Source organism: Paenibacillus sp. ClWae2A, assembly GCF_032452295.1.
GTDB lineage: Bacteria > Bacillota > Bacilli > Paenibacillales > Paenibacillaceae > Paenibacillus.
This window is the reverse complement of record NZ_JAULSQ010000002.1, coordinates 419,473-444,077: the sequence shown is the minus strand read 5'-3', so window position 1 is coordinate 444,077 and position 24,605 is coordinate 419,473. Positions and strand designations below refer to the sequence as shown.

Here is a 24,605-nt window from a genome sequence, read left to right as displayed (position 1 = left end):
GAAAGTTGATAAAGAAGATAAAGAAGGGGTTTGCAGCTGATGAGCTGTGAGCACCTTCTTCTTTACACCTGAACCAAGGCAGATTCCATAGCTACGTTCTCATAGAACATTTTGCGATACTGTGAAGGTGTGGTGGCTTTATGCTTTTTAAATGTAGTGATGAAGTAGCTTAGATGCTCAAAACCCACATCCATGGCGATATCAACAATTTTGTGATCCGTATTCTCAAGCTGAATGCAGGCCTGTTGAACGCGGTAATAGTTAATGTAATCAACCGGGGTTTTCTGCACCATCTGTTTGAAGAAACGGCAGAAGTGCCCTTCGCTCATATTGGCTTCATCGGCCAGTTCTTTCAGCTTTAATGGTTCAGGATAACGCTTGTGGATATACCCGAGCACGGATTTCAGGCGCTCTACCTTGTCATGACTCCCAGTAGCCACGGTGCCTTTGAGGGGAGCAGGTCTCATATGTTCGAACATACGGGCAAATATGAGATACAGGTACGCTTTTGTTGACATTTCACACGTTTCGGTTCGGGTAGCATGGTCCGCAAAGATACGTTTCAGGAGATCCAGAATTTCTTGTCCCCAATCCTCATCTGCATTGATATGACTGGGGGGAATCACCCTTTTGCGTACCAGTGGACCGATGAATTTCTCTTGGACCGTATCGAAGGTGCGGCTGCCAAGCAGCTCGGGATTAAATACAATGGAAGAGAATATACAGGGAACATCACCCTTCAGATACCCCGCATGAATCTCGCCACGATTGATGAAAATGGCTTCTCCAGCTTGGACCTCGACGGTGTTCATATCGATCTGAAAGACGGCGCAGCCCTTGGTCACCATGGTGAACTCCATCTCATCATGCCAGTGGCAATCCAGAATGCTATCTCCGTTCAGTTGCTGAATATCCGGGTACACACTGACGGGATACATGGCATTGCCGTGAATCCGGTCTTCCCGTAATCGTTCACGTTCCATATCAGTTTCTCCTTTTGTATCATTATTAATGTAATCGTTTCCATGGATTGGCGATGATGTTCAAGAATCGGATGATTATTATCAAAATTGTGATATATTTGGTCAAAATAAGAGAAGAAATTCGTTATTAATATCAATATTATTATAATATAACCAAAGGGGGAAAGAAAACATGAAATTTACTGATGGATTCTGGATGACTCGTGAAGGGTACCACATTCAAAACCCGACTGACATTCGTGATATTGTGCAAAAAGACAATTCTGTGACCGTATATGCGGCAACTAAATATATTCGTACCAAAGGCGACACATTGAATGGTACATTGCTGAAAGCAACGTACAGCTCACCTTTGCCTAACGTTATCCGTGTAACCTTGAATCACCATAAAGGCGGAGTGAAAAAAGGGCCTGTATTTGAGCTTAACACGCAAGATGCAAACGTTGACATCTCGAAAAATGAACAAGGGGCTGTTTTGAAAAGCGGCAATCTGGAAGTTCAAATCGATAAAACAAACGGTTGGGACGTCAGCTTCCTGTATGGAGGAAAACGGATTACAGGTAGCGGTCAAAGAGCGGCAGGTTATATTACAGGTCCAAGCAAGGAAGCGTACTTCCGCGAACAGCTGGATCTTGGTATTGGTGAATACGTTTACGGACTTGGTGAGCGCTTCACGCCGTTTGTTAAGAATGGCCAAATCGTCGATACCTGGAATGAGGACGGGGGTACAAGCAGTGAGCAGTCCTATAAAAACATTCCGTTCTACCTGTCCAATAAAGGATATGGTGTATTTGTAAACCATCCGGAGCGCGTGTCGTATGAGATTGCATCTGAGAATGTTTCTAAAGTGCAGTTCAGCGTAGAAGGCGAGACGTTGGAATACTTCATTATCGGCGGCGACAATCCAAAGGATGTACTTGATAATTATACGAAATTAACAGGTAAACCAGCGCTTCCACCGGCATGGACGTTTGGTCTGTGGCTGACAACATCGTTCACAACGGATTATGATGAAGCAACGGTTAACCATTTCGTAGATGGCATGGCTGAACGTGATCTTCCACTGTCTGTATTCCATTTTGACTGCTTCTGGATGAAGGAATACCAATGGTCTGATTTCGTATGGGATGAAGCGATGTTCCCGGATCCGGAAGGCATGCTTGCACGTCTGAAAGAAAAGGGTCTTAAAATCTGTGCTTGGATCAATCCATATATTGCAGAAAAATCCTATTTGTTCGATGAAGGTATGGAGAACGGTTATCTGGTGAAAACAGCCGATGGCAGCGTATGGCAATGGGATATGTGGCAAGCAGGTATGGCTCTGGTTGATTTCACAAATCCGGATGCTGTGAACTGGTATAAGAGCAAGCTGGAAGTCCTGCTGGATCAAGGTGTAGATTCCTTCAAGACCGACTTCGGTGAAAGAATTCCGACAGATGTTGTGTACTTCGATGGTTCTGATCCGGTTAAAATGCACAACTACTATACACAGCTCTATAACAAAGCTGTATTTGAATTGCTCGAAGAGAAGATTGGCAAAAACGAAGCTGCCCTGTTTGCGCGCTCTGCAACAGCAGGTGGGCAACAATTCCCGGTTCACTGGGGCGGTGACTGTTCTTCCACGTATGAATCCATGGCTGAATCGCTTCGCGGTGGCCTCTCGCTCGGACTTTCCGGTTTCGGATTCTGGAGCCATGATATCAGTGGTTTTGAAAGTACAGCGAGCCCTGACGTATACAAACGCTGGGTACAATTCGGACTTTTATCTTCACACAGCCGCTTGCACGGAAGCACTTCATATCGTGTGCCTTGGTTGTTTGACGAGGAATCCGTGGACGTTGTCCGTGACTTTACCAAACTCAAAATCAGCCTGATGCCGTACCTGTACAATTCTGCGGTGGAGTCAACGGTAAAAGGTATTCCGATGATGCGCGCTATGCTGCTGGACTTCCCAGAGGACCCAACAACCTATAGTCTGGATACCCAATACATGTTTGGTGATTCGATTCTCGTGGCTCCAATCTTTAACAAAGAAGGCGATGTGCGTTATTACCTGCCTGAAGGAACTTGGACGAACTATCTGACAGGAGCGAAAGTACAAGGTGGACGCTGGATCAGTGAAAACCATGACTTCAAAACACTGCCAATGATGATTAAGCCAAACAGTCTGATCGCTGTGGGTGCGGTGGATAGTAAACCGGATTACGATTTTGCAAATGATGTGTCCTTGCACTTGTTCGAACTGGCTGATGGTCAAACGGCTCAAGCGGTCGTTGTGAACCAAGCGGCTGAACAGGAGTTGACAGTTAACGTTACACGTAATGGATCAGTACTGGACGTTCGTGCTGAAGGTGCAGGAAAACCATGGAACTTGGTGCTTCGCGGCATTGAGAGTGTATCCAGCGTTGAAGGTGGTTCCCAAGTGTCTGGTGCCAATGGTGTCGTTGTTACGGCAGCCACAGGCGCAAGCGCGCTTACAATCCAACTGTAAAATGATATAGTAAAAGAAAAGGACGGTGCCGAAAGGTGCCGTCTGTTTGTCTACGATGATAGGAGATTGAATGAAATGAGTACAATGAATTCGGGTTTGCACTGTACGATATCAGCAGAGATGCTACATCAACTGGTAGAGATTAATTTTGGAAGCGATACCAAAGTGAAGGCGTTTGGTCTCCTGCAAGGTGGACTTTTTAATACAACCTATCGGATTCAACTTGAACATACAACATATACGGATGTGATTTTACGTTTGGCTCCAGAGCGTGGAGAGATGGTAGCGGGTTCTGCGAGTGATCCCCTTTTTTCGTTCGAACGCACCATGATGGCGGCTGAACCGATCGTGTATGAATATTACCGTAAGGCAGGCATTCCTGCTCCAAACATTATCGCCTGTGATGACAGCGGATCCATCATTCCAAGAACGTACATGTTTATGGAGTTTATCCCGAGTAAGCAGCTGGATCACGCATCGATTTCAGACATAGACAAAGAGCGATTGTATCATCAGCTTGGCGTCTATACCGCCATCATGCATCAGATCGAGGGTACATCGTTTGGCTGACCGCAGGGAGATGGGACGATTAAAGGCTCGGATCAATGGTCCGAGGTGCTACACTCTTTTGCAGAAGAAACAGCACTTAAAGCGGCACGAGCCGATTATATGTCAGGTGTGGGAGAAGAGATCGCTGCTATTTTCATCAAAAATAAAGACTTATTTGATCAAGTGACCCGTCCGGTACTGGTTCATAATGACCTGTGGGAAGCAAATGTACTTGTTCATCAGGTAAATGGTGAACTGAACATTGCGGCGATCATTGACGGAGATCGTTCCATGTTTGCCGACAGGGAGTTTGAAGCCATATTGTCGACAGAATCAGCGGCTTTTCATGAAGGATATGATCGTCCTCTGGACTCGTCTGCTGAAGGACAGACACGCAGGCATGCGTACCGAATACTGTCTTCGTATTTTAATGCCTACGTTCATGAACATCAGGTCAATCAACCTGAAGATGGTCAGAAGTATCGCCAGCGTACGCTGGATTTACTGGAGCAATGGAAGCAGCTTGGACATAACTAATTCGCAGGCGCCACATAAGGTGAATGAGATGTATTTTGTTTTCAAAGGTGGAGCAGCGTTACGGCACTTTAGATTGTTATAGTTGTAGACATCATTGAACCAAAGAAGCTGTCTTGCACGAATACGTGCAGTCAGCTTTTTTTTGTGTGAACAAGCGGTAACATCCAACATGTCCTGAATAATCAACCTCCGAAACAAGCACAATAATGCTGTTGTGTGTAGAATCTGTAAAGGTGGTTGTGGTATGAACGATAAAAAGTGGGACCTCGTCGCACTTGCTTCCATCCCTTTAATTATGACCTTGGGTAACTCCATGCTTATACCGATCCTGCCACAGATTGAACGTGAGTTGAAGGTATCTGCATTTAAGGTCAGTATGCTCATTACAGTCTACGCTGTAGTTGCCATCCTGCTTATTCCTCTTGCAGGGTACTTGTCGGATCGTTTTGGCAGAAAAGCAATTATCATTCCCAGCCTCGTCATTGCAGCCGTCGGAGGTGCTGTCGCTGGTGTGGCAGCATGGATGCTGAACGGAAACATAGCCTACTGGACCATTCTGGGTGGCAGGTTATTGCAGGGAATAGGTGCTGCCGGTGCATTTCCCATTGTTATCCCATTGGTTGGGGACATGTTCAATGATGAGAATGAAGTAAGCAAAAGTCTGGGTATCATTGAAACCTCGAATACGTTTGGTAAAGTTATAAGTCCGATTCTGGGTGCAGCGCTGGCCGTCTGGTTGTGGTATGCGCCATTCATGGCTATTCCTATACTTTGTGTGCTTTCGCTGGTCCTTGTTATTTTCCTGGTGAAGACTCCTCGGAAAAAAGAAAAGCCCCCCACCTTTCCTGAATTTTTTGCATCGATTCGTGACGTGTTGAAAGAAAAGGGACGCTGGTTGTATGCGTTGTTTGCAATCGGTGGTATTTGCATGTTTGTCATTTTTGGTGTGTTATATTATCTATCCGAGACGCTGGAGAGCGAATTTGCCTTGAAAGGTATTTTTAAAGGACTTGTCCTTGCGATTCCGCTGGCAGCGTTATGTCTGTCTTCATTCCTGGCAGGGAAGTGGATTGGGAAGAACAAAACGCGAATGAAATGGCTTGGCTTCACAGGACTTGCGCTTCTGACGGTATCCCTTGGCGTTATAGGTTTATTTGATAATATCTATGTTGTAGTAGGTCTTTTCACATTGGGAAGTGCCGGAATAGGCGCAACGTTACCCTGTCTGGATGCCTTGATTACAGAAGGCGTGGACAAGAAACAGCGGGGCACAATCACGGCACTGTTCAGCAGCATGCGATTCATTGGGGTATCTCTGGGTCCACCTGTCGTCTCTTTGCTGATCGGTTCTCATCATTTCCTGCTTTTTGGTGTGCTCGCCGCTTCTGGCGCAGTGGGCGGATTGCTCACATTATTCGCAGTCAAGCCCGATAAGGGGGACCAACCTACTTCAGGAAGCGAGCGGAAAAAGGATGAAACATCTATGGACGTGATCGAGACGAGTAGAGGGTATGCTCCCATAGGTCGCAAGAAAAGTCCATTTTAGATAGACGGTGCTGTATGTTGCGTTCATTCTCAAGCAGTCTTAATTTTGTTTAACATTCAGATCTGTTCCAATAAAAAACGCGTTTACGCCTAAGAAAGCGGATGAATTTGCTTTCTCGGTGTAAACGCGTTTCTCGTTTCTATGAGCAGAATGACTTTAACCAATCATTCGTGTTTGCTTTTATTCGACGGGCTAGTTTCGGTGTTGCCGGCTACAAATTCTGAACTCTTGGATTGATCTTGATCTGATTCAGAGTCCGTTGCATTGATATGAGTATGAGCAAGCAGAGCATGGGCTTCAATGGAGAAGCTGCCGCTTCGTTTACCCTGAATCAGATATATAAGCAAGAACAGAATCATAAACATCACGGAATATCGGTACATATCGGTATAACTGGTTATGGCCGCAATGGCGCCAAGAAGAAGGGCACCGGTTGCAATCCCCAGATCCAGCGAGTTCAAAAACATGCCATTAGCCATCCCCCGTTGAGCAGGAGATACAACTTGAATCATCCAGGTCTGCAGAGACGACTGCATGGAACCATAACCGATCCCGTAGATAAAGGCAGCAATAAACAGGACCGACATGGAGGTTGCATATGAGAGCAGAACGAGGCCGATAGCAATGAATATTGCCCCTGGAATGAGCAGTGCTTTTGGACCTTTATTGTCATAGATTCGCCCTGCAAATGGTCTAACCAATAACACGGCGAGTGCATTGAACAAAAAGAACAGCGCAGGATTGGCCAGATTGGCTTCCTTGCCATACAAGACGATGAATCCGACAAGCCCGCCATAGGTGATGGATAACAGGCAATTCAGCACACTGGGCAGAATCAGCTTGCGGTTGAAAGGTGTCTTCTGTTTTGGGTTAAATCCTGAAGCACTTGTTGTAACTTGTGGCATGATATTTTCATTGTTATCAGTTCTGACTGCTTTTTTGCGTGTCAGCGAATAACTCAGTGGATAGATCACAGCGAGGACACCCGCAGTACATAACATGAGGGTTACAAATCCAGCACCCTGGAGCAGAGTAACCCCAATAATTGGGCCCATAGACATAGCCAGACTAGTCGAAAGACCAAAGTAACCCATACCTTCACCCATTCGTTTGACGGGCACAATGTCCGAGGCCATCGTTGGAAAAGCGGTACTGCTCATACCGAACCCGATACCAAATAACATTCTCAGCAACAAGAGCACGGCTATGCCTGCAGCAAAATAATAGCCGAGCGTTGCCAGCAGGGCTACGGACAGGCCTATATAGATCATGGCGTTACGAAGGCCCTTCTCCAATGCTTTCGCGGAATAGAGACGGGCTGCAATGGCACTTAGTGCAAACAGACAGGTGAAGAGGCTGACCTCAAACGCATTAGCGTGAAATCGCTCCTGAACGTAAGACGGAAGTGGTGAGACGATCATGTGCAGTTGCAAGAACAACAAGAAGTTGCACAGCATCAGCAGAATAAAATCGGTGGTCCAGAGTCTAACTTGTTGTGTAGATTGTTCTTTCATGATGATGTATTCCCCCTGAGTTGTGATTCATTACAAGTTGCGGTTAATGAGGGAAAGAGTATGTTTAAATGCTTCCATCTGGTCTTCAGATATACCTTCAGCAAGTTCTTTATTCATTTCTCTTTCAATCGGAACGAGGATATCAATTAACGCTTTGCCTTCCTTGGTGAGATATAACAGATAGGCTCTGCGATCCTGTTCGCTGGTCCGGCGTTCTACCCAGCCTTTTTTCTCAAGCAGATCAATGATCCGGGCCGTGGTGGGTTGGTCTTTGAAGACACGTGCAGCGAGCTCCTTCTGATTCACACCTTCACCGCGGTCAACATTAAAGAGGACAGAAAATTGTTCTGTCGTAATATCATAAGGTTTGAATCGCGTCGCAAGTAAAGCCACAGCCTTACGATGTGTGAAACCCAGCATGAATCCAACAGATTGCTCTAGTGTATAGTCCATATGATTACTAGACCTCGCTTCCCATAATAAAATGTTCCAATCAATTACTTGTTATAACAAGTATATGTTAGACAAGTAATTTTGTCAAAATGAAAAAAGCAAATATTGAACATACGTGTACGCTATGCAATGATCCAAAAATACTGGTAGAATGGAGATGAAACCGCTTCTATGGAGTCAATGTCTAGAGTTTTTGAAAAATGAAGAAAACCAATTTGCTCTAACTGATGTTGGAGATGACCAAGGAGAGCTGTGTATGCTAAAGAATATACCCGCAATAATTCCTCCAGAATTGCTCAAAATCATGTCTGAAATGGGGCATGGGGACGAGCTGGTTCTGGCTGATGGCAATTTCCCGGCAGCGAGTCATGCCAAGCGACTGGTACGCTGTGATGCGCTGGGAGTCGTCGAACTGCTTGAAGCCATCCTGCAACTATATCCACTGGATACCTATGCCGAACGCCCCGCTGCTGTTATGCAGGTTGTGAAAGGGGATCAGGTGGTACCGATCATATGGGAAGACTATCGCCGGTTGATTGAAGAATACGAAGGCATTACGGATGCTTTCGATCATGAAGAGCGATTTGATTTTTATAAACGGGCTTCGAATGCCTATGTGATTGTTGCAACAGGTGAGCGCGCGCAATATGCCAATCTGATTTTGAAGAAAGGCGTCATTTTCCCTGATGCTGATCCTGGTCAGCAACAACATAATGCTGAATCGAACTGAATATTTACGGCGACGGAGCAGCGGATGCTTTGGTCGCCTTTTTATGTTTGCCAATACGAAGTCAATATAACAAAACGTAAAGAATTGGCATGGACTCGATAGCAAGATGCAAACTGGAAGCGTGTATGAATGAATATTCAGCTCAATGCCAAGATACTACAAACTTTGATGCAGATGATGAATGGGGAAAAGGAAAGGACTGTTTTACAATTAAAAGAAATACAAACGATGGGACGATGGTCTCCATCCCAGAGGAGTTGAGTGAAATGCAGCACCGAATCAGACAAGCGGATCTTCCTGATTGTAATGAAGTGGGACGATTGTTTAATGAGTACAGGATGTTCTACAACCAAAATGCTGACATTGAGGCAGCACGTCAGTATATTAGAGAACGAATGGAACGCCATGAATCGGTGATTTTGGTAGCAGAACCGGATCCAAACTCGAAGGGCCAGAATTGCACCGGATTCGTTCAGCTGTATCCCAGTTTCAGTTCGGTATCGATGGGGCCTATCTGGGTGCTTAATGATCTATTTGTATATCCTGATTATCGTCAGCAAGGCATTGCGAGGAAGCTGCTGCAAGCGGCCAAGCGATTGGCATCTGAGCGTGGAGTTCTCCGTATATCACTCTCTACTGAGTTAAGTAACACGCAGGCGCAAGCTTTATATGAATCCGAAGGATATGCACGGGATACCAAATTCATGTATTATGAAATTAATGTATAAGAGGTTGCTCAAAAAGACGCACTATAAAAATGAATGGCATATCTGTAGTAGGGAACGAGGGAGGGGAGTCGCAACATGATGCAGTGGATTGCCATGATCACGATGTTAATTGATCATATAGGGGCTGTCTTTTTTCCACATATTATAGAACTGAGGATTATAGGTCGTATTGCTTTTCCAATCTATGCTTTTGCAGTGTATATCGGTTATAAACATACACGAGACGTGCAAAAATACATATGGCGGCTGTTCTGGATTGCGATCATATCACAGGTGCCGTTCATGGCTGCGTTTAATCATTATTCTCTGAACGTGGTATGGACGTTGTGGTCAGCCCTGTTGGTACTATTGGTTATCGATAAATTGCCATCCAAACTACTGAGTATTCCGATTGTAATTGGAGCAGGTTGGTTCATGGAAATTAGCCAAATGGATTACGGGATGTACGGGTTGTTATTGGTTCTATTATTCCGTTATTTCCAGGGTCCTGTACTTGTCGTGGCACATGTCTTGTTAAATGCACTATATCTTCTGCTGCATAACAGCTCTGTGCAAATGTATAGTGTGCTCGCAACCGCCGGCATTGCTATTGCTCAGTATTATCAAGCGGGATTCCGTATGAAGGGGCCACGTTGGGTCTGGCGCTATTTCTATCCAGCTCATCTCGCCATTATTGCAATCATCCGATGGGTCTAAAAGAATGATCCAAAAATGCGAAGTGAAGAAGCCATCTTATCGTCAGTGAATGACGATAGATGGCTTCTCTTCGTGTGACCTTATTTATTAACAAATGCTGATGATAGAGTGAACTTACTCCATTGCTGTAGAAGTGCCCTTATGGTCCCGAATTGCGGCGGGGAAATACCCAATCTGAACAGCGTAGTCTAACATGGCAGAGATGAAGCGATCATCTGTTCTCGCACATGAGATACCGGCTGGTTCCACATAAGCAGTTGTGACAGGGCAAGCATAGACATAAGCTGAATCCTTCGCACCGTCGCCTTCAAGCTGCGCAATAGCCAACTGAAGAGCTTCTGGCTCCTTGCTGATACTCGCATCGAACAACCAACGTGTATAATCCGCTAAAGGTAGCGTTTCGACTTCATAACCAGCCCGATTCACAGAACGGATCAGCTCATCATAGCGGATCGGCTCCGGATTACAGATGTGGAATACACGACCGGCGGTATCCTGACGTAAGGCCAGATGAACTATGGCTTCACTTGCATAGTTGATTGGTGTAAAATCAACCATCCAGTCAGCCGCAGGAGCCTTGCCGAGCAATAACATCGCTTTGATCATACGATAGAAGGCGTTGCTATCAATATTGGACTGGAAGCGTCCAGTTTCGGAGTGGCAAGTGAGATTACCTGCACGATAGATGCTGACAGGCACACCTTCCTGTGCGGCAATCATGAGCACTTTCTCAGCTTCAAGCTTACTGTCCGAATACAGGTTGTCCACATGCAAGTCAGCCGGGAAACGATCGTATTGCAGAGAGGATTCCCATTGTCCGCTGAGTGCCAGATCTTCCGGAATACCCATCGTGGATACATGGTGGAAGGAAGCACCTGGTTTGCTGCGAATCAAGTCTAACAATGCGACCGTTCCTTCAACGTTTGTTTTGGCGAACTGATCGGCATCTCCGAAATGACGTACGTCTGCAGCGCAGTGGATGACACGGTCAATTCGTTCCTGAACATAAGCCATTTGTTCAACCGACAGACCGAGATTAGGTTGTTCGAGATCCCCTTCAATAATCTCCACACGAGCGGAGAGATGGTCAGTCAGTTGTTTGCCGAAATATCCTTCCAGCACTTTAGTCAAACGCTCCATTGCAGTTATTCCATTGGATGGACGACGAACAAGGGTGTAGATTCGTGTACTGGAATTCAGAATTAACTGTTGCAGCACATGAGAGCCCAGATAACCAGTCGCTCCGGTCAGTAACACATGCTCAGGTTCACGAATGAGCGGATAACCCAACTGGGATGTTAGCTCCACAGGGTGTTCGGATAATTGTGTAATCATGCCTTCGGTCACCACTGAATCCGTAACTTCTGCAGCACTGAGAGACAATACTTCCACGCGACGAGCGAGAGCGCGGACTGTTTTCTCGGCAAAGAAGTCGGCAATTTTCAGCTGCGGATAATATGGCTTCAGAATGACCAGTACATGAATGACCCGGAGTGAATCACCACCGATACTGAAGAAGCTGTCTTCGACACCAAAGTCATCGTGCTGAAGGATTTCTTTCCATGCGTCCAGGATAATGGATTCCGTCTCCGTCTCAGGCATGACCCGGTCAGGGCGATCTTCATGCCGTTCCACATGAGGCAGGGATACCATCGCTTTGCGATTGATTTTCCCAGTCGGTGCAATCGGCATTTCATCCAGCTGACAGATCCACTTCGGTACAAAATAAGAAGGAAGTTTCTCCGTCAGTTCTGCCTTGATGTCCGGAACAGAGAGGGTACTGCCATCCTTCGATGTAAAGTAACCAACCAGCATATTTTGTCCGTCAGATTCTTTCTTCGGAATGACGGCAACGTTCTGGATCTGATCAAGCCGTGCAAAGTGATCTTCAATCTCCCCGATCTCAATCCGGTGACCACGAATTTTTAGCTGAGAGTCACTGCGACCAACATATTCCAGCAATCCGTTATCCAGCAATTTGGCAATATCGCCAGACTTGTAGATTTTCTCACCTATCGCAAACGGGTTCTCAATGAATGCTTGCGCTGTACGTTCTGGCTGATTCAGATAACCTTTGGCCAGTGCGGGGGTAGCAATATATACCTCACCAGGTACACCTGCCGGACAGAGTTGTTGTTCTTCATTCACAATGTATACTTTATAGTTATGAATCGGTTTACCAATGGGAATGTTCACCACATGTTCCGGAACCTGCTCACTGATGCGGTGAGTGGCTGTGGCTACTGTACATTCGGTAGGTCCGTACACATTAACGATATCAATCTGGTTTCCGAATTTGCGCTGGAAGGCACGAACCTGTTCACCATAGAGCGCTTCCCCGGCTACAGTAATGATTCTGACTTTGGCCAGCTTGTGGAAACCTTCATCGGATAAATAGGAAGCAAGCTGATTGAAGAAAATCGTAGGCAGTATCGTAATGATCGTTGTTCCTGTCCGTTCAATTGCACTTGCGAATTCTTCAACGGATACACGTTCTTCCGCAGACAACAGATATAATTCTGCTCCATAGAACAAGGCGCCAATGGTATCCCACACGGATGCATCGAAGCTGTATGTAGCAAACTGGGTTAATACATCACCTGGTTGAATGTCACAATCACGCTGAACCACACTGCCAAGATTGGTTACGCCCCGGTGTGCAATCAGTGCACCTTTGGGCTTACCGGTCGACCCTGACGTGTAGATAATATACGCAAGATCATCTGGCTGAATATCCAGATTGGGGTTACTTGCTGCAAATCCGGCTAAACGACCATCCACAGCGAGAATTTGACGGACCGTAGCTATACTGGAGAACAAGCTGGAAGCTTGGGCAAAGGAAGCTTCCGTTGTCAGCACGAATGAGGACGCTGTATCTTCCACAATATAACTGTTACGTTCTTGTGGGTGCTCAGGGTCGATCGGAACATATGCACCACCTGCCTTTAGAATACCGAGCAGGGAGATGATGGTCTCCAGACTTCGATCCATAAAGATACTGACGAATTCACCTTTCTGCAATCCATTGGACAACAGAACACGTGCAACCTGATTAGCTCGTTCATTTAATTCTCTGTACGTATAACTTTTGGATGGCGATGTTATCGCCGGTGAATCCGGATATGCTGCTGCCGTTGCTTCGAACCAACCATGAACCGTCTGATTCTCTGGTTCGAGAACGGAAGTATCATTCATTTCACGGTAAAGCAATCGATCTGAGGCGGAAAGAATATCTACCGTACCGATTGCTTTCTCACCGTCACGCAAGAGGGCGAGTAGAAGAGTCTGATAATATTCTGCATATCTCAGCACGGTAGACTCTTTCAACAGTGAACTATCATAGAACAGATCGAGGATGAGCATATTCTGATCATCTCGAACATTCCAATTTAATATTTGAGGAGCTTGAGGCAACTGCACGCTATTCAGCATAAAAAACGTTTCAGGGTATCCACCGTTTTGCAACGTGTATTCAATCTTGAGCTGCTCTGATACCTGATGACATAGTTGGCTGAAGGTCAATTTGCCTTGAATCTGTAATGAAAGATAGGAAGCTGCCTGATCGGGCGCAAGTATACCTATGGCAAGTTCCTGTTCAGCTGACAATCGGAATAACAAGGCTGCATAAGCTGAGAGGAGTACCGGGTACACCATCTGTTCTCCATACTTCTGTTTAAGATCACGACTCAGAGAAGCATGTAATGTGATTTGAGCAGACTGATAAGAGAATGATTGTTGACGTCGCCCAAAATCCAGTGGAATCTGCAAAACTGGAAAGCTAGATTCCATGGATTGGGAAGAAGATGGTTGGTTTTCAATCACTTCAGTTAATCCTCCTTGGTTCAAACCGAATGTTTGTGGATTTGAATTATTGTTTGCTTACATTGAAATGAGAGATAAGTTCTTGGAGTTCCTCAGACATGCTGTTAAGGCGTGTGGAGGAATCTACCAGTGTAATCAAAGATGCTTTTTGCTCATCAACAGATGAGGAGATTTGTTCACTGCTGTTTGCTGTTTTACTTACGCTTGAAGACAAGTCATCCGCTGTAGCGGTCATTTCCTCCGTACCCGCAGAGATTTCTTCCGTCGCGCTTGATACTTCCTGAATCTGATTGGATACTTTTTTCGCTGCTTCTAAAATATCTTCGAACAGTTGTCCTGTTTGATCGGCTACGCTGAGCCCTGTATCTACCTCTGACGTACCTTGTTCCATAGCACGTACAGCTTGTTTAATTCCAGCTTGGATCTCTTGGATCAATACACCAACCTGGCTGGTCGCTTGTTCAGACTGCTCGGCAAGTTTGCGTACTTCACCTGCAACAACTGCAAATCCTCTTCCTTCTTCACCAACACGTGCTGCTTCAATGGAGGCATTAAGCGCAAGCAAGTTAGTCTGGCTGGAGATTCCCGAGATGATATTGAGAATATCGCCGATTTCTTGTGAACGACTCTCCAGAACCTCAATGGCAGAAGCGGTATTCTTAACCGATTCCGTAATCAGATTCATCTGTTCAGATACCTGACGGACAACGCTGTTACCTTGTTGCGATCGACGTTCCATTTCATAGGCTTCATCCGCTACACTTGCCGAACTGCTGGCAATGGTCTGGATTACGGTAGCCATCTCGGACATGGCACGTGCACTATCCCGGGTTGCCTGTTCCTGTGAACGAATGTTGGAAGTGATTTGAGTCACATTGTTATTGATAGAATCTGCATTCTCACTGTTGCGTTCGGAGACTTCATATAGCTCTTTGGCAGACTGATTTACTTCTTGTGATGTGATTTGCACTTTAACGATAGTATCGTTGATTTTGCGAACCATGGTGTTGAACTTCTCGTTAACGAGTCCCAGATCGTCTTTGCCTGTCGGAATGTTGACATTCAAATTACCACGACTGACGTCATCAATTCCTTTGATCAAGTGACGGATAGGGGAAAGTGTGTTTTTAACTACAAGGTATTGGATAATCAGGAATAACAGCAAGAAGGCCACAAGGATGATAATTCCGTTTTTAAGCAAGGAGTTAAGTCCTGCGGGTACGGCTGATGCATCTGCATCAATGGCAAAATATGAGAAAATCTTACCGTTGCTGTCTTTAATTGGATATGCAATGGTTGTCCATGTTCCGAAATCATCGGAATAGAATGTTGTGAATGTTGGGCGATCCGTATTCAGCATTTCTTTCAGTGCATTGGCTACAACGACTGGCTGCTCATACATGTCACCGATATTTACGTTCTCACTTTGAAAAGCCTCTCTTAGGTTGGTCGGCATCGCTACAAGGGAAGTTAATCTCTTGTTATCGCCACCGAGCTCAACACCGAAGATGTAGGCTTGTGCAATGTTAGGATAATATTCTTGCATTTCATCGAAATACGCTCGTAATTTCGTTTGTGTTGCTCCATCATAGCTACCTTCTGCAATAGCGGCCTGTACCTCGGCAGGATTGATATCTTCAGCCCACTTTTTGGTAATTTGTTCCACCTGTCCATGCAGCTGATCAACAAGAACTGTTTTTTGAAAATAGTAACTGCTTGCGATAAGTGCTACCCCGATGATAACGATATTGGTAAATGAGAGTAACAAATTTTTGGAGAAAAACGACATGCTTTTCCAACTTAATGATTTCACTAAATTCCACTCCTGATCTTCTTTAAATTAAGAAACTTTAGGGTTGATTTGGTACAGTGAACTAGAACATTCCGTGATCCCCTCCAAAGGAAATTTATGCGACCATGGTCTTGGTTTATCAGTCGCTTTCGTAGAGACTTATGTACCGTATGAACCATAGGTGTCTAATTATTAAAACACATCTATAATTAATATGTCGTATAAAATGTCGTTAAATTGAATAGTATCGTTAAATTTTTTTTAATAATTTACGTATTTATGGACATATCAGATGGTTTATAGGTATTTAGAACTGTTTATTTTAAAATTTCCCATTTTTTAGCTTCATTCTGTATTCTATAACATGGTGGGTAAAAATACATCCTTCAACAAATACAAAAATAAGATGGCAAAGATGCAACAGAAGGCACGGATATACATCGGAAGCGGTTTTATCTATAATAACTACATATGCATTTCTCAAATTATGAGCAGCGGGGGTTTATAGATGAATCTTAAACAGATAGCAGCAGAGCGTGCGGCAGAATATGTTGAAGATGGAATGAAGGTTGGATTGGGTACAGGTTCAACAGCTTATTATGCCATCTGCCGAATCGGTGAGCGGGTACGTGATGGATTGAACATTCAAGCGGTTGCCACTTCAGAGGCATCGGACAAGCTTGCCCGTGAATGGGGGATTCCCATCATCCCATTTGACCAGATTGGACGTCTGGATCTGACCATTGATGGTGCTGATGAAGTAGATCCCGAATTTAACCTAATTAAAGGAGGGGGCGGGGCTCTTTTGCGTGAGAAAATTGTGGCGGCCAATAGTGACAAATTGATTATTGTAGCGGATGGCAGCAAAGCCGTGCAAAAGTTGGGCAAATTTCCGCTTCCGGTTGAGGTTGTTCCATTTGCTTCTGAGTGGACCTTCCAGGCGCTCGAAAAATTGGGGTGTCAACCACAGTGGCGTATGGATGGACAGCAACGTTATCTGACAGACAACGGAAACCTGATAGCAGATTGTCACTTGGAAGCAATTGATCATGCTGCGGACCTGAATGTTCAATTGAACATGCTACCAGGTGTTGTTGATAACGGACTATTTGTTGATATGGCTAGTACAGTCATTCTTGCCAATGCGGACGGCAGTATCGAAGAGCTTCATCGTTCTTAATATGGAAGAGGGTGCGTTGCATCGTATGAAAGAACTACCAATCGTGGATGGTGAACTTGTTCTCCGGTGTGTGGAGAAACAGGATCTGAAAGAACTCTATGAATTGATCTACAGTGATGACGTACCTGAATGGAAGCAGTGGGATGCACCCTATTACCCACTCAAACACGAAAGTTATGAAAGTTTCGAACAAGGTATGCTCAAACGTATGGACGTTGATCCAAGTGATTCCAAACCGGCATCGATCCGTATCATTGAATCCGACAGACAAATTGTGGGCACAATCAGCTATTACATAGAAGATGAGTTATCCATGTGGCTGGAAATGGGGATTGTAATATACAGATCTGCCCAGTGGGGACGCGGGGTTGGGACACGTTCACTTGTGATGTGGTCAAGTCATTTGTTCGAACAGCTGCCTTTGGTTCGGGTTGGATTGACTACTTGGTCCGGTAATGAACGAATGATGCGTGCGGCTGTAAAAGCCGGATTACAGGTGGAGGGGCGAATGCGGAAGTGTCGTATCGTTCGCGGGCAATACTATGATTCAATTCGTATGGGGATGCTCCGTGAGGAGTGGCAGCAGAAGCTGGCCCCTCATACGAGCCGAAATGTAAACAACTGATGGAGGATTATTGAAATGCTGAACACGGAGGACAACCGGGAACTGTCTTTACAATTATTCGTGGTTCTTGTTCGGGCCTACAATTCTGTGACCTCACGTTCCAATCGGGATATCCAGAGTAACGGACTGAATACGTCAGAATTTGGTGTGCTTGATTTGTTATATCATAAGGGACCGCAGGCATTGCAAAAGATTGGTGAAAAGGTGCTAATGTCCAGTGGTAATATTACGTATGTTGTAGATAAGTTGCAAAATAAAAATCTGCTGTTTCGTCGACCATCCAAGGAAGATCGGCGTGTCATTTATGCTGAGTTAACGGATGAAGGAAGAGAATTGTTCACACAGATATTTCCTCAACACCATCAGGTCATCATTGATGCTTTGGAAGGACTTGACCCTTCCGAGAAAGTGGATGCGATTAAGATGTTGAAGAAGCTGGGACTGGCGGCAGAAGGGAAAACTGACTTGCGTTCATAACGCAGGTCAGTTTTTTTGTGGAACTCGAAAAATACTGGCTGACTGGCTTGCAAGGCCCTCCATAATATAGGAAGATTGTTCTATACATTCATCGTGTGTAAAACATGAGCATCGAAAGTTCATGTATAATGGAACAGAACGATTAAGAGCGGAATGGATGGATTGGATCAAGTAGAAGAACCTATCCCGATTGCAAGTTAGCTAACATCGATCTCATTCTGGAGTAGTCACGAATGATGATGGAGATGTGATGCGGGTAGAGGAGAGGTGCATCTATGAGTCATCAAGAAGCAGGAGAACGTTTGCTCCAGGAATCTGCGAACTTAGCTGATAAAATAACGGAGAAACAGTATCTCAGACAGCCCGATTTATTTGAGCGATTTGGCGAGAATGGAAAAATGCGCACCAAACAGGATTCGGAGTATAGCTTGAACTATTTGGCAGAAAGTGCGCTCGTACAGAGTCAAGGTCTGTTTACTCATTATATTGCCTGGCTGAAAGTTCTACTTGAGGGTTATAAGGTATCACCAGAAGATCTGGCGATTAATCTCAATCTGATCAAAGAGACATTGGAAGAAGAATTTGACCATCCGTCAAAGGCGCTTCTGCTCGAGTATCTGGAGATGGGAATATATAGAACAACACATATGGAGTCACAGGCGGGTTACATCAACGAATCCATGCCATATGGAGATGCCGCGCAATCGTACTTGCAGTGCTTGCTTGAGAATAAACGGAAAGAAGCCTTTGAGATCATTGAAGCCCAGTTAGAAGCCGGGGTGACGATTCGTGATATTTATCGATATATCTTTCAGCCCACCCAATATGAAATTGGACGATTGTGGCAATGCCATCGTATCAGTGTGGGGCAAGAACACTTTTGTACGGCAGCGACCCAGTCATTCATATCACGTCTTTATTCCCGCTGGTTGATTCATACGGGTCAGGATAAAAAACTAGTGGCTACCTGTGTAGGCAGTGAACAACATGAGATCGGACTGCGTATGCTCTCAGATGTGTTCGAGATGGAAGGTTGGGATACGCACTATCTGGGAGCCAATGTTCCCAATGGAAGTGTCATAGAGGCTATAGAGCGGCATCAGGGCGATGTTGTTGCGATTTCAGTTACGATGACGTATCACCTTCATCTGGCCAAAGAGTTGATTCATCTGATCCGTCATCATCCGGCAACGGCACATGTGAAGATTATGGTTGGGGGATATCCCTTTAATATTGATCAGGAGTTGTGGAAAACGATAGGAGCTGACGGTTATGCTCCAGGAGCCGATGAAGCGGTAGCGGTTGCAGAACAATTACTGGCTCAGCCAGCGACATGTAATCATCTTGATATGGTTAGGGATTAAGAAAGGGATGATGTAATGTCTAATGAGAACGGAGAGATACAGAGACTACGCAGAACGATTGAGCAGTTATCGGATCAGATGATCCGGAGCAAAGAGCAAGAGGAACGCACACTTACGGAATTCTCAGATATGAATAATGAAATGGTGACACTCCAGCGTCTGCTTGCAAAGAACAATAACAGTCTTGAAGCTGCACGTCAGCAAGCAGTAGATGCAGGTGATTCAAAAATCGCATTTATTGCAGGCATCAGTCATGATTTTCGTACGCCATTAAATGGCATATTGGGGATGGCTGAGATGCTGAAGTTGTCTCCATTGTCTGAAGAACAGGAAAATTCCGTTTCCGTTATACAGGATGCTGCCAAACTGCTGCTTAAGCTGATTCAGGATCTTCTGGATCTGTCCAAACTTGAGGCGGGGCAGATGCGACTTGAACTGGGAGAAGTGGATATTCAAGAGACGATAAACTATATTGTTCGTTTGCTCGAACCCCAAGTCAGAAAGAACGGAAATCAGTTATCGATAGACTGTGACCCTAGAATCTCTACTCTTCTTGAAGGGGATTCAACGAGGATTACACAGATACTGATCAATCTCATTCAGAATGCGAACAAATTCACATCAGAAGGTACGGTGCGGATACGAGTCGCCCTTATGAAAGATGATGAGACTACACAAATGATCCGACTTGAAGTCGAAGACACGGGGATTGGTATCTCGGAAGAAGATCAGAACCAGTTATTTCAACCCTACGTGCAGACTGAACGAGGACGCTCAAGTGAGTATGGAGGAACGGGCCTTGGATTATCGATCTGCAAGTCGCTCGTTACACTGATGGAAGGTCAGATTGGAGTAGACAGTCAGGAGGGTGAAGGATCAACATTCTGGTTCGAACTTACACTTGGTAAGAAAGACGGTAACCAGTCTGTTGCTTCCGCTCAAGAGCATCAGGGGCAGGATATGGATGATGAAGCTCCTTCTGTATCTGTATTGCTGGCCGATGATAATGTCATCAACCGGCAGCTTGTTATGTTGCAGCTCAAAAAACTGGGAATAACCCAAGTGGACGCTGTAGTGAATGGGGAAGAGGCAATAGCTGCTTTTCTCAGCAAAAAATACAGTTTGATTCTCATGGACTATATGATGCCAGTGATGGATGGTTTGGAGGCAACACGCAAAATCCGCTCGATAGAAATGGATGAAATGCGTCATACCACACCAATCATTGCAATGACAGGTAATGTCATGCAGGGAGAGAAAGACAAGTGTATGGAAGCCGGGATGAATGACTTTATTGGCAAACCCTTCACGCTGGAAATTCTGAGTAAGATGATCCAGAAGTGGCAGCAATCTTCCGAACCGACCGAGGTACTAAATATGAGCATTGTACATGAGATTGCGGAATTAAACACCGATGGCGATCGTACACTCCTGGGTATGTTGTTGGACATGTATCGTACCGAGACACCTGGCAAGATTGAGGTGCTGCGTAGACATATTGTGTCGGGAGACCATGTTGCTGCAACCGAGGTAGCCCATGATTTGAAATCAGGGAGTCTGAGTCTGGGGATTCGTTATTTATCAACTTTGTTTGCCCAGATAGAACAGTTTGCCAAGGAAGGTCAGTCACGGAAAGCAGAACCTTTGCTGGATGCTTTGTTACCCGCCTATCAAGCAGCATGTGCGTCACTGCAACGAGTAAGTAAGGATTGAACATATCTTAATAAGGAAAGAGGGTAGGACCCGTTCATGTTATTCTACGTACTTGCAGCATTGGTACTGATCGTTCTTGCTCTTCTGTGGACAGGTGGGCTTTATTTTTTCAAAACGGCCATTCGCCGTACGCCAAAAACGTTTTTGGTAGATAATCCGAATCTGATGCCTGAACCGGACAATGAAATCATTAGCAGTGCTTCTGACCTGAAGTGGCTGGATGCTCAGCCTACAGAAGAGATATCTATTCAATCACATGATGGATTAAAACTGTATGGTACATGGCTCGGTTCCAATAAAGGGTCGGATCAGACGGTTATTCTGGCACATGGTTATTCGGGTAGAGGCAGAGAAATGGCTGGATTTGCCCGGTTTTATGCGGAAAAGCACGGTTATAACGTACTGATGCCAGATGATCAAGGTCATGGACAGAGTGAAGGTAATATCATCGGTTTTGGCTGGTTAGATCGGAAGGATTATGTCCAATGGACCAACTGGGTGCTTGAAAAAGTGGGTACACAAGGGGAAATCATATTGCACGGCATATCCATGGGAGGAGCAACCGTACTGATGACAGGTGGTGAAGCCCTGCCGACTCAGGTTAAAGCGATTGTCTCTGATTGTGCGTATACATCCGTGGAAGAAGAACTGACGTTCCAGTTAAAGCAATTATACAAGCTACCTGCATTTCCGTTTATACCTGTCACAAGTCTAATCTCCCGGTGGAAAGCAGGATATTCCTTTAGAGAGGCTTCGGCTCTCAAGCAGCTTGCCAAAGTTAACGTTCCCGTGTTATTCATCCATGGAGAGGCTGATACGTTTGTACCAACGAAAATGGTGTACAGGTTGTATGAAGCCTGCCCAACCGAAAAGGAGTTGCTGACCGTCCCCCGTGCGGGTCATGGTACAGCGTTTCAAGTCGATCGCACCGGATATGAGGCGGCACTGGAATCCTTTATGAAGAAAAATCTGTCGCAACCAGAATCCGTAATCAATTGATTCCCATATTGTATTGTGGGTATTCATTGATAGGACAGAAATAACTTCTAAACTATGGGGGTGTCTTGATGAGAAATGAACAATTTGAGGCTGCGCGAAAAGCAGAGGCAGGTTATCACTCCAACTTCTATCAGAATAATGAATTATTCGCCTCTGGTACTTGGATGTCCAGGCCAATGCCTATGGTTATGGATATGCTGGAACGTTTACTTGCTCACAAGGAGGAACTGCGTGTCCTCGATCTAGGGTGCGGTGTAGGAAGGCATACGATACCGATTGCACAGCGTCTTGCACAAACGAATAGTGAAGTCATCGGTGTAGATTTGCTGGACGAGGCTGTAGATGGACTTCGCAAGTATGCGAAAGAATATCAGGTTGATCATCTCGTGAAGGCTGTAAAAGCAGACGTTGAGCATTATGCAATTGAGAAGGATTATTTTGACTATGTAGCTGCTTGCTCATGTCTGGAACATGTATCGAATAAGCAAGCTTTCATGGAAGCGCTAGAGCGATTACAAGCGGGAACTCGAACAGGTGGCATTCATTGTATTACGATGAGCACCAATGTGGAGGAGAAAGAAATTAACACAGGCAAGGATATTGAACCATTAATTGAACTGAACTTGTCGACAGTTGAAGCGATCGCTTTGCTGGAGGATGCCTACAAAGGCTGGAATATTCTGCTTCAGGAACATGTTACACAGACGATTGAAGAGGAAAAGTATGATGAACCGACACAATTTCGTTGTGAACTGCTTCGTTTCGCTGTGCAAAAGCAATAAACTCTCTGCCGGGACCTGACAATGGACCCGGCACTCTTAATGTGTGGTCGGAAGGGAGATCGTTAAGAATGAATACATATGTAATAGGGATGGATGGAGGAGGGAGCCACACGCGTGTGGCTGTCGCAGATCAAAACGGGAAGATTTTATCCTATGTGCAAAAGTATGGTTGCAACCGCTATCACGATACCAATGCTGAGCAAAATGTGCTGGAGGGTATCGCTGAAGCCATAACTCAGGCTGGAGTGCAATCAAATCAGATCGCTGCCATTCAGGCAGGAATGGCGGGTCTGAATCGGCCTGAAGATACAGTTTGGGCGGAGGCATTACTCGCTCGTACGGGGATTACAGGCAGAATCAGTGCGGTAAATGATACACATATCGCGCATACAGCGGCCTTCAACGGTGAGCCAGGCATTGTGGCCATTGGAGGTACGGGCTCCCTGATCCTTGGCAGAACCGAACAGGGAGCTTGGCTCCGCAACGATCAGTTCGGTCATTATGCGCCGACAGCAGCACGTTTTTTAGCTTACGACACAGTTCATTCGATCCTCGCGGGACGTTATGAGTTGCAGGATGAAGAATGGATTGAGCAGGTGTTGAAATATTGGAATGTTGCCTCAATTCGAGAGCTCGTTGCGCTGGGAATAGCGGGTTTTGCCGAAAATAAACAGGCGACCAACCGGAAATTTGGTCAGATGGCATCTATGGTGACTGAAGCTGCTGATCGGAATATTCCCCTCGCAGTTAGGGTGTGCGACTCGGCTGCTGACACGGCTGTTGTGGGCATCCTGATGCTTGCATCCTGTTTCGATCAGTTCACAGTGTCCATGACGCTTACCGGAAGTTGTCTGAAATCACCATATATGGTGGAGGCTGTTCAGAAAGGACTGGATGCTGCCAATATGCGCGAAGGCAAAAAAATTCAATACATACCCAGTAACTTGCCGGCAGTTGGGGGCGCACTGCTGGATGCCTATCATTTGGCGCAGATCAACGTATCGGATAACATCCCAATTGTGCTTCAATCAGAGCTGAATCGGCACACGACTTGAACTTTTAGAGGCTAACGACTACAATACGATAACGGAAACAAGCAAGGTATAGGAGGAATCAAGGTGTTAATTAATCTGAAATCACGCATACAGGAGCCGGAAGTACAGGAACTGTTGTCCTACTCGGTCTTTCCTGATCCGGATCATTTGAACCGTGCGTTGCAACAATATGTAGAGAAAGACGAATTGCAAATGGGCGGTTACGAAGATGAGGGACAATTGATCGGTCTGATTGGATATGAGAAGACAGGAACAAGTGAGGTTACCATTCATCATATCTCGGTTTTGCCTGAAAACCGCTTTAAAAATTATGGACGTGGTATGATCTCACAACTGTTGGCAACATACAATCCTGATAGACTGATTGCGGAGACAGACCTGGAAGCCGTCGAGTTTTATCGGAATACGGGGTTTGTCGTATATAGTCTGGGTGAATTATACCCAGGTGTGGAGCGATTCCGTTGCGTGCTTGAAAAAGAGGAAGATACAGACGAAGAGTAGCACAGAGGCCTTTTATTACTTTAAGAAATATATGGATTATAATCATTACAGGATGTTGGATTTGGCAA

The 24,605-nt window shown here is 45.3% G+C and carries 21 protein-coding genes; 16 read left to right on the top strand and 5 right to left on the bottom strand.

Going from position 1 to position 24,605, the window contains the following annotated elements; all coding sequences use genetic code 11:
- Nucleotides 1-62: 62 nt before the first annotated feature.
- Nucleotides 63-983: a helix-turn-helix domain-containing protein gene (locus tag QVE09_RS08055; protein WP_315936394.1), complete on the bottom strand. Its 921-nt coding sequence runs from the start codon at nt 981-983 to the stop codon at nt 63-65.
- A 172-nt stretch (nt 984-1,155) separates the two neighbouring features.
- Here QVE09_RS08055 and yicI point away from each other — a divergent pair, with 172 nt between their 5' ends.
- From yicI to bcbE, 4 genes are all read left to right on the top strand, one after another.
- Entirely contained in the window at nt 1,156-3,474 is a 2,319-nt protein-coding gene (yicI, locus tag QVE09_RS08050; RefSeq protein WP_315936393.1) for an alpha-xylosidase, read from the top strand.
- 75 nt (nt 3,475-3,549) lie between these two features.
- Complete coding sequence (locus QVE09_RS08045) at nt 3,550-4,044, top strand: phosphotransferase family protein (RefSeq protein WP_315936392.1); 495 nt, start codon at nt 3,550-3,552, stop codon at nt 4,042-4,044.
- Nucleotides 4,045-4,089: 45 nt separating this feature from the next.
- Nucleotides 4,090-4,560: a fructosamine kinase family protein gene (locus tag QVE09_RS08040; RefSeq protein ID WP_315936391.1), complete on the top strand. Its 471-nt coding sequence runs from the start codon at nt 4,090-4,092 to the stop codon at nt 4,558-4,560.
- A 244-nt stretch (nt 4,561-4,804) separates the two neighbouring features.
- Nucleotides 4,805-6,106, top strand: coding sequence for a bacillibactin exporter BcbE (gene bcbE, locus QVE09_RS08035; protein WP_315936390.1), 1,302 nt, complete (start codon nt 4,805-4,807; stop codon nt 6,104-6,106).
- 164 nt (nt 6,107-6,270) lie between these two features.
- Here the strand turns inward: bcbE and QVE09_RS08030 are convergent, their stop codons facing one another.
- Together QVE09_RS08030 and QVE09_RS08025 are read right to left on the bottom strand one after the other, a co-directional pair.
- On the bottom strand, nt 6,271-7,620 hold the full coding sequence (locus QVE09_RS08030) for an MFS transporter (RefSeq protein WP_315936389.1): 1,350 nt from the start codon (nt 7,618-7,620) through the stop codon (nt 6,271-6,273).
- A gap of 30 nt (nt 7,621-7,650) precedes the next feature.
- Nucleotides 7,651-8,073 carry a MarR family winged helix-turn-helix transcriptional regulator gene (locus QVE09_RS08025; RefSeq protein WP_062833722.1) on the bottom strand — a complete coding sequence of 141 codons (423 nt, stop codon included), beginning with the start codon at nt 8,071-8,073 and terminating at the stop codon, nt 7,651-7,653.
- A 256-nt stretch (nt 8,074-8,329) separates the two neighbouring features.
- Between QVE09_RS08025 and QVE09_RS08020 the strand changes: the two genes are divergently transcribed.
- The 3 genes from QVE09_RS08020 (at nt 8,330) to QVE09_RS08010 (ending at nt 10,227) form a co-directional block, all read left to right on the top strand.
- Nucleotides 8,330-8,803 (top strand): RbsD/FucU family protein, encoded by a 474-nt coding sequence (locus QVE09_RS08020; RefSeq protein ID WP_315936388.1) that lies wholly within the window; start codon nt 8,330-8,332, stop codon nt 8,801-8,803.
- A gap of 266 nt (nt 8,804-9,069) precedes the next feature.
- Nucleotides 9,070-9,531 (top strand): GNAT family N-acetyltransferase, encoded by a 462-nt coding sequence (locus QVE09_RS08015; RefSeq protein WP_315936387.1) that lies wholly within the window; start codon nt 9,070-9,072, stop codon nt 9,529-9,531.
- 75 nt (nt 9,532-9,606) lie between these two features.
- A complete protein-coding gene (locus QVE09_RS08010) occupies nt 9,607-10,227 on the top strand; it encodes a TraX family protein (protein WP_315936386.1) in 621 nt (206 codons plus the stop codon).
- A 114-nt stretch (nt 10,228-10,341) separates the two neighbouring features.
- On the opposite strand, the gene QVE09_RS08005 is transcribed toward QVE09_RS08010, so the two are convergent.
- Nucleotides 10,342-14,049 (bottom strand): non-ribosomal peptide synthetase family protein, encoded by a 3,708-nt coding sequence (locus tag QVE09_RS08005; protein WP_315936385.1) that lies wholly within the window; start codon nt 14,047-14,049, stop codon nt 10,342-10,344.
- A gap of 46 nt (nt 14,050-14,095) precedes the next feature.
- Nucleotides 14,096-15,838, bottom strand: coding sequence for a methyl-accepting chemotaxis protein (locus QVE09_RS08000; protein WP_315936881.1), 1,743 nt, complete (start codon nt 15,836-15,838; stop codon nt 14,096-14,098).
- A 511-nt stretch (nt 15,839-16,349) separates the two neighbouring features.
- Between QVE09_RS08000 and rpiA the strand changes: the two genes are divergently transcribed.
- From rpiA to QVE09_RS07955, 9 genes are all read left to right on the top strand, one after another.
- Nucleotides 16,350-17,021: a ribose-5-phosphate isomerase RpiA gene (rpiA, locus tag QVE09_RS07995; protein WP_150364904.1), complete on the top strand. Its 672-nt coding sequence runs from the start codon at nt 16,350-16,352 to the stop codon at nt 17,019-17,021.
- A gap of 25 nt (nt 17,022-17,046) precedes the next feature.
- A complete protein-coding gene (locus QVE09_RS07990; RefSeq protein ID WP_315936384.1) occupies nt 17,047-17,646 on the top strand; it encodes a GNAT family N-acetyltransferase in 600 nt (199 codons plus the stop codon).
- 15 nt (nt 17,647-17,661) lie between these two features.
- Nucleotides 17,662-18,123 (top strand): MarR family winged helix-turn-helix transcriptional regulator, encoded by a 462-nt coding sequence (locus QVE09_RS07985; RefSeq protein WP_315936383.1) that lies wholly within the window; start codon nt 17,662-17,664, stop codon nt 18,121-18,123.
- Between the two features lie 275 nt (nt 18,124-18,398).
- Nucleotides 18,399-19,487, top strand: coding sequence for a cobalamin B12-binding domain-containing protein (locus QVE09_RS07980; protein ID WP_315936382.1), 1,089 nt, complete (start codon nt 18,399-18,401; stop codon nt 19,485-19,487).
- A 15-nt stretch (nt 19,488-19,502) separates the two neighbouring features.
- Nucleotides 19,503-21,200 (top strand): ATP-binding protein, encoded by a 1,698-nt coding sequence (locus tag QVE09_RS07975; RefSeq protein ID WP_315936381.1) that lies wholly within the window; start codon nt 19,503-19,505, stop codon nt 21,198-21,200.
- A gap of 36 nt (nt 21,201-21,236) precedes the next feature.
- Nucleotides 21,237-22,199, top strand: a complete 963-nt coding sequence (locus QVE09_RS07970) for an alpha/beta hydrolase (RefSeq protein ID WP_315936380.1) — start codon at nt 21,237-21,239, stop codon at nt 22,197-22,199.
- Between the two features lie 68 nt (nt 22,200-22,267).
- A complete protein-coding gene (locus QVE09_RS07965) occupies nt 22,268-22,981 on the top strand; it encodes a class I SAM-dependent methyltransferase (protein WP_315936379.1) in 714 nt (237 codons plus the stop codon).
- Between the two features lie 68 nt (nt 22,982-23,049).
- Nucleotides 23,050-24,036, top strand: coding sequence for a BadF/BadG/BcrA/BcrD ATPase family protein (locus QVE09_RS07960; RefSeq protein ID WP_315936378.1), 987 nt, complete (start codon nt 23,050-23,052; stop codon nt 24,034-24,036).
- A 63-nt stretch (nt 24,037-24,099) separates the two neighbouring features.
- On the top strand, nt 24,100-24,537 hold the full coding sequence (locus QVE09_RS07955) for a GNAT family N-acetyltransferase (RefSeq protein ID WP_315936377.1): 438 nt from the start codon (nt 24,100-24,102) through the stop codon (nt 24,535-24,537).
- Nucleotides 24,538-24,605: the final 68 nt, after the last annotated feature.

Coding starts and splice junctions, on each gene's coding strand:
- rpiA (WP_150364904.1), top strand. CDS start 16,350: ATGAATCTTAAACAGATAGCAGCAGAGCGTGCGGCAGAATATGTTGAA.
- QVE09_RS07975 (WP_315936381.1), top strand. CDS start 19,503: ATGTCTAATGAGAACGGAGAGATACAGAGACTACGCAGAACGATTGAG.
- QVE09_RS08015 (WP_315936387.1), top strand. CDS start 9,070: ATGCAGCACCGAATCAGACAAGCGGATCTTCCTGATTGTAATGAAGTG.
- yicI (WP_315936393.1), top strand. CDS start 1,156: ATGAAATTTACTGATGGATTCTGGATGACTCGTGAAGGGTACCACATT.
- QVE09_RS07970 (WP_315936380.1), top strand. CDS start 21,237: ATGTTATTCTACGTACTTGCAGCATTGGTACTGATCGTTCTTGCTCTT.
- QVE09_RS08030 (WP_315936389.1), bottom strand. CDS start 7,620: ATGAAAGAACAATCTACACAACAAGTTAGACTCTGGACCACCGATTTT.
- QVE09_RS07990 (WP_315936384.1), top strand. CDS start 17,047: ATGAAAGAACTACCAATCGTGGATGGTGAACTTGTTCTCCGGTGTGTG.
- QVE09_RS08000 (WP_315936881.1), bottom strand. CDS start 15,838: ATGTCGTTTTTCTCCAAAAATTTGTTACTCTCATTTACCAATATCGTT.
- QVE09_RS07985 (WP_315936383.1), top strand. CDS start 17,662: ATGCTGAACACGGAGGACAACCGGGAACTGTCTTTACAATTATTCGTG.
- QVE09_RS08025 (WP_062833722.1), bottom strand. CDS start 8,073: ATGGACTATACACTAGAGCAATCTGTTGGATTCATGCTGGGTTTCACA.
- QVE09_RS07965 (WP_315936379.1), top strand. CDS start 22,268: ATGAGAAATGAACAATTTGAGGCTGCGCGAAAAGCAGAGGCAGGTTAT.
- QVE09_RS07980 (WP_315936382.1), top strand. CDS start 18,399: ATGAGTCATCAAGAAGCAGGAGAACGTTTGCTCCAGGAATCTGCGAAC.
- QVE09_RS07960 (WP_315936378.1), top strand. CDS start 23,050: ATGAATACATATGTAATAGGGATGGATGGAGGAGGGAGCCACACGCGT.
- QVE09_RS08010 (WP_315936386.1), top strand. CDS start 9,607: ATGATGCAGTGGATTGCCATGATCACGATGTTAATTGATCATATAGGG.
- QVE09_RS08020 (WP_315936388.1), top strand. CDS start 8,330: ATGCTAAAGAATATACCCGCAATAATTCCTCCAGAATTGCTCAAAATC.
- QVE09_RS08055 (WP_315936394.1), bottom strand. CDS start 983: ATGGAACGTGAACGATTACGGGAAGACCGGATTCACGGCAATGCCATG.
- QVE09_RS08045 (WP_315936392.1), top strand. CDS start 3,550: ATGAGTACAATGAATTCGGGTTTGCACTGTACGATATCAGCAGAGATG.
- bcbE (WP_315936390.1), top strand. CDS start 4,805: ATGAACGATAAAAAGTGGGACCTCGTCGCACTTGCTTCCATCCCTTTA.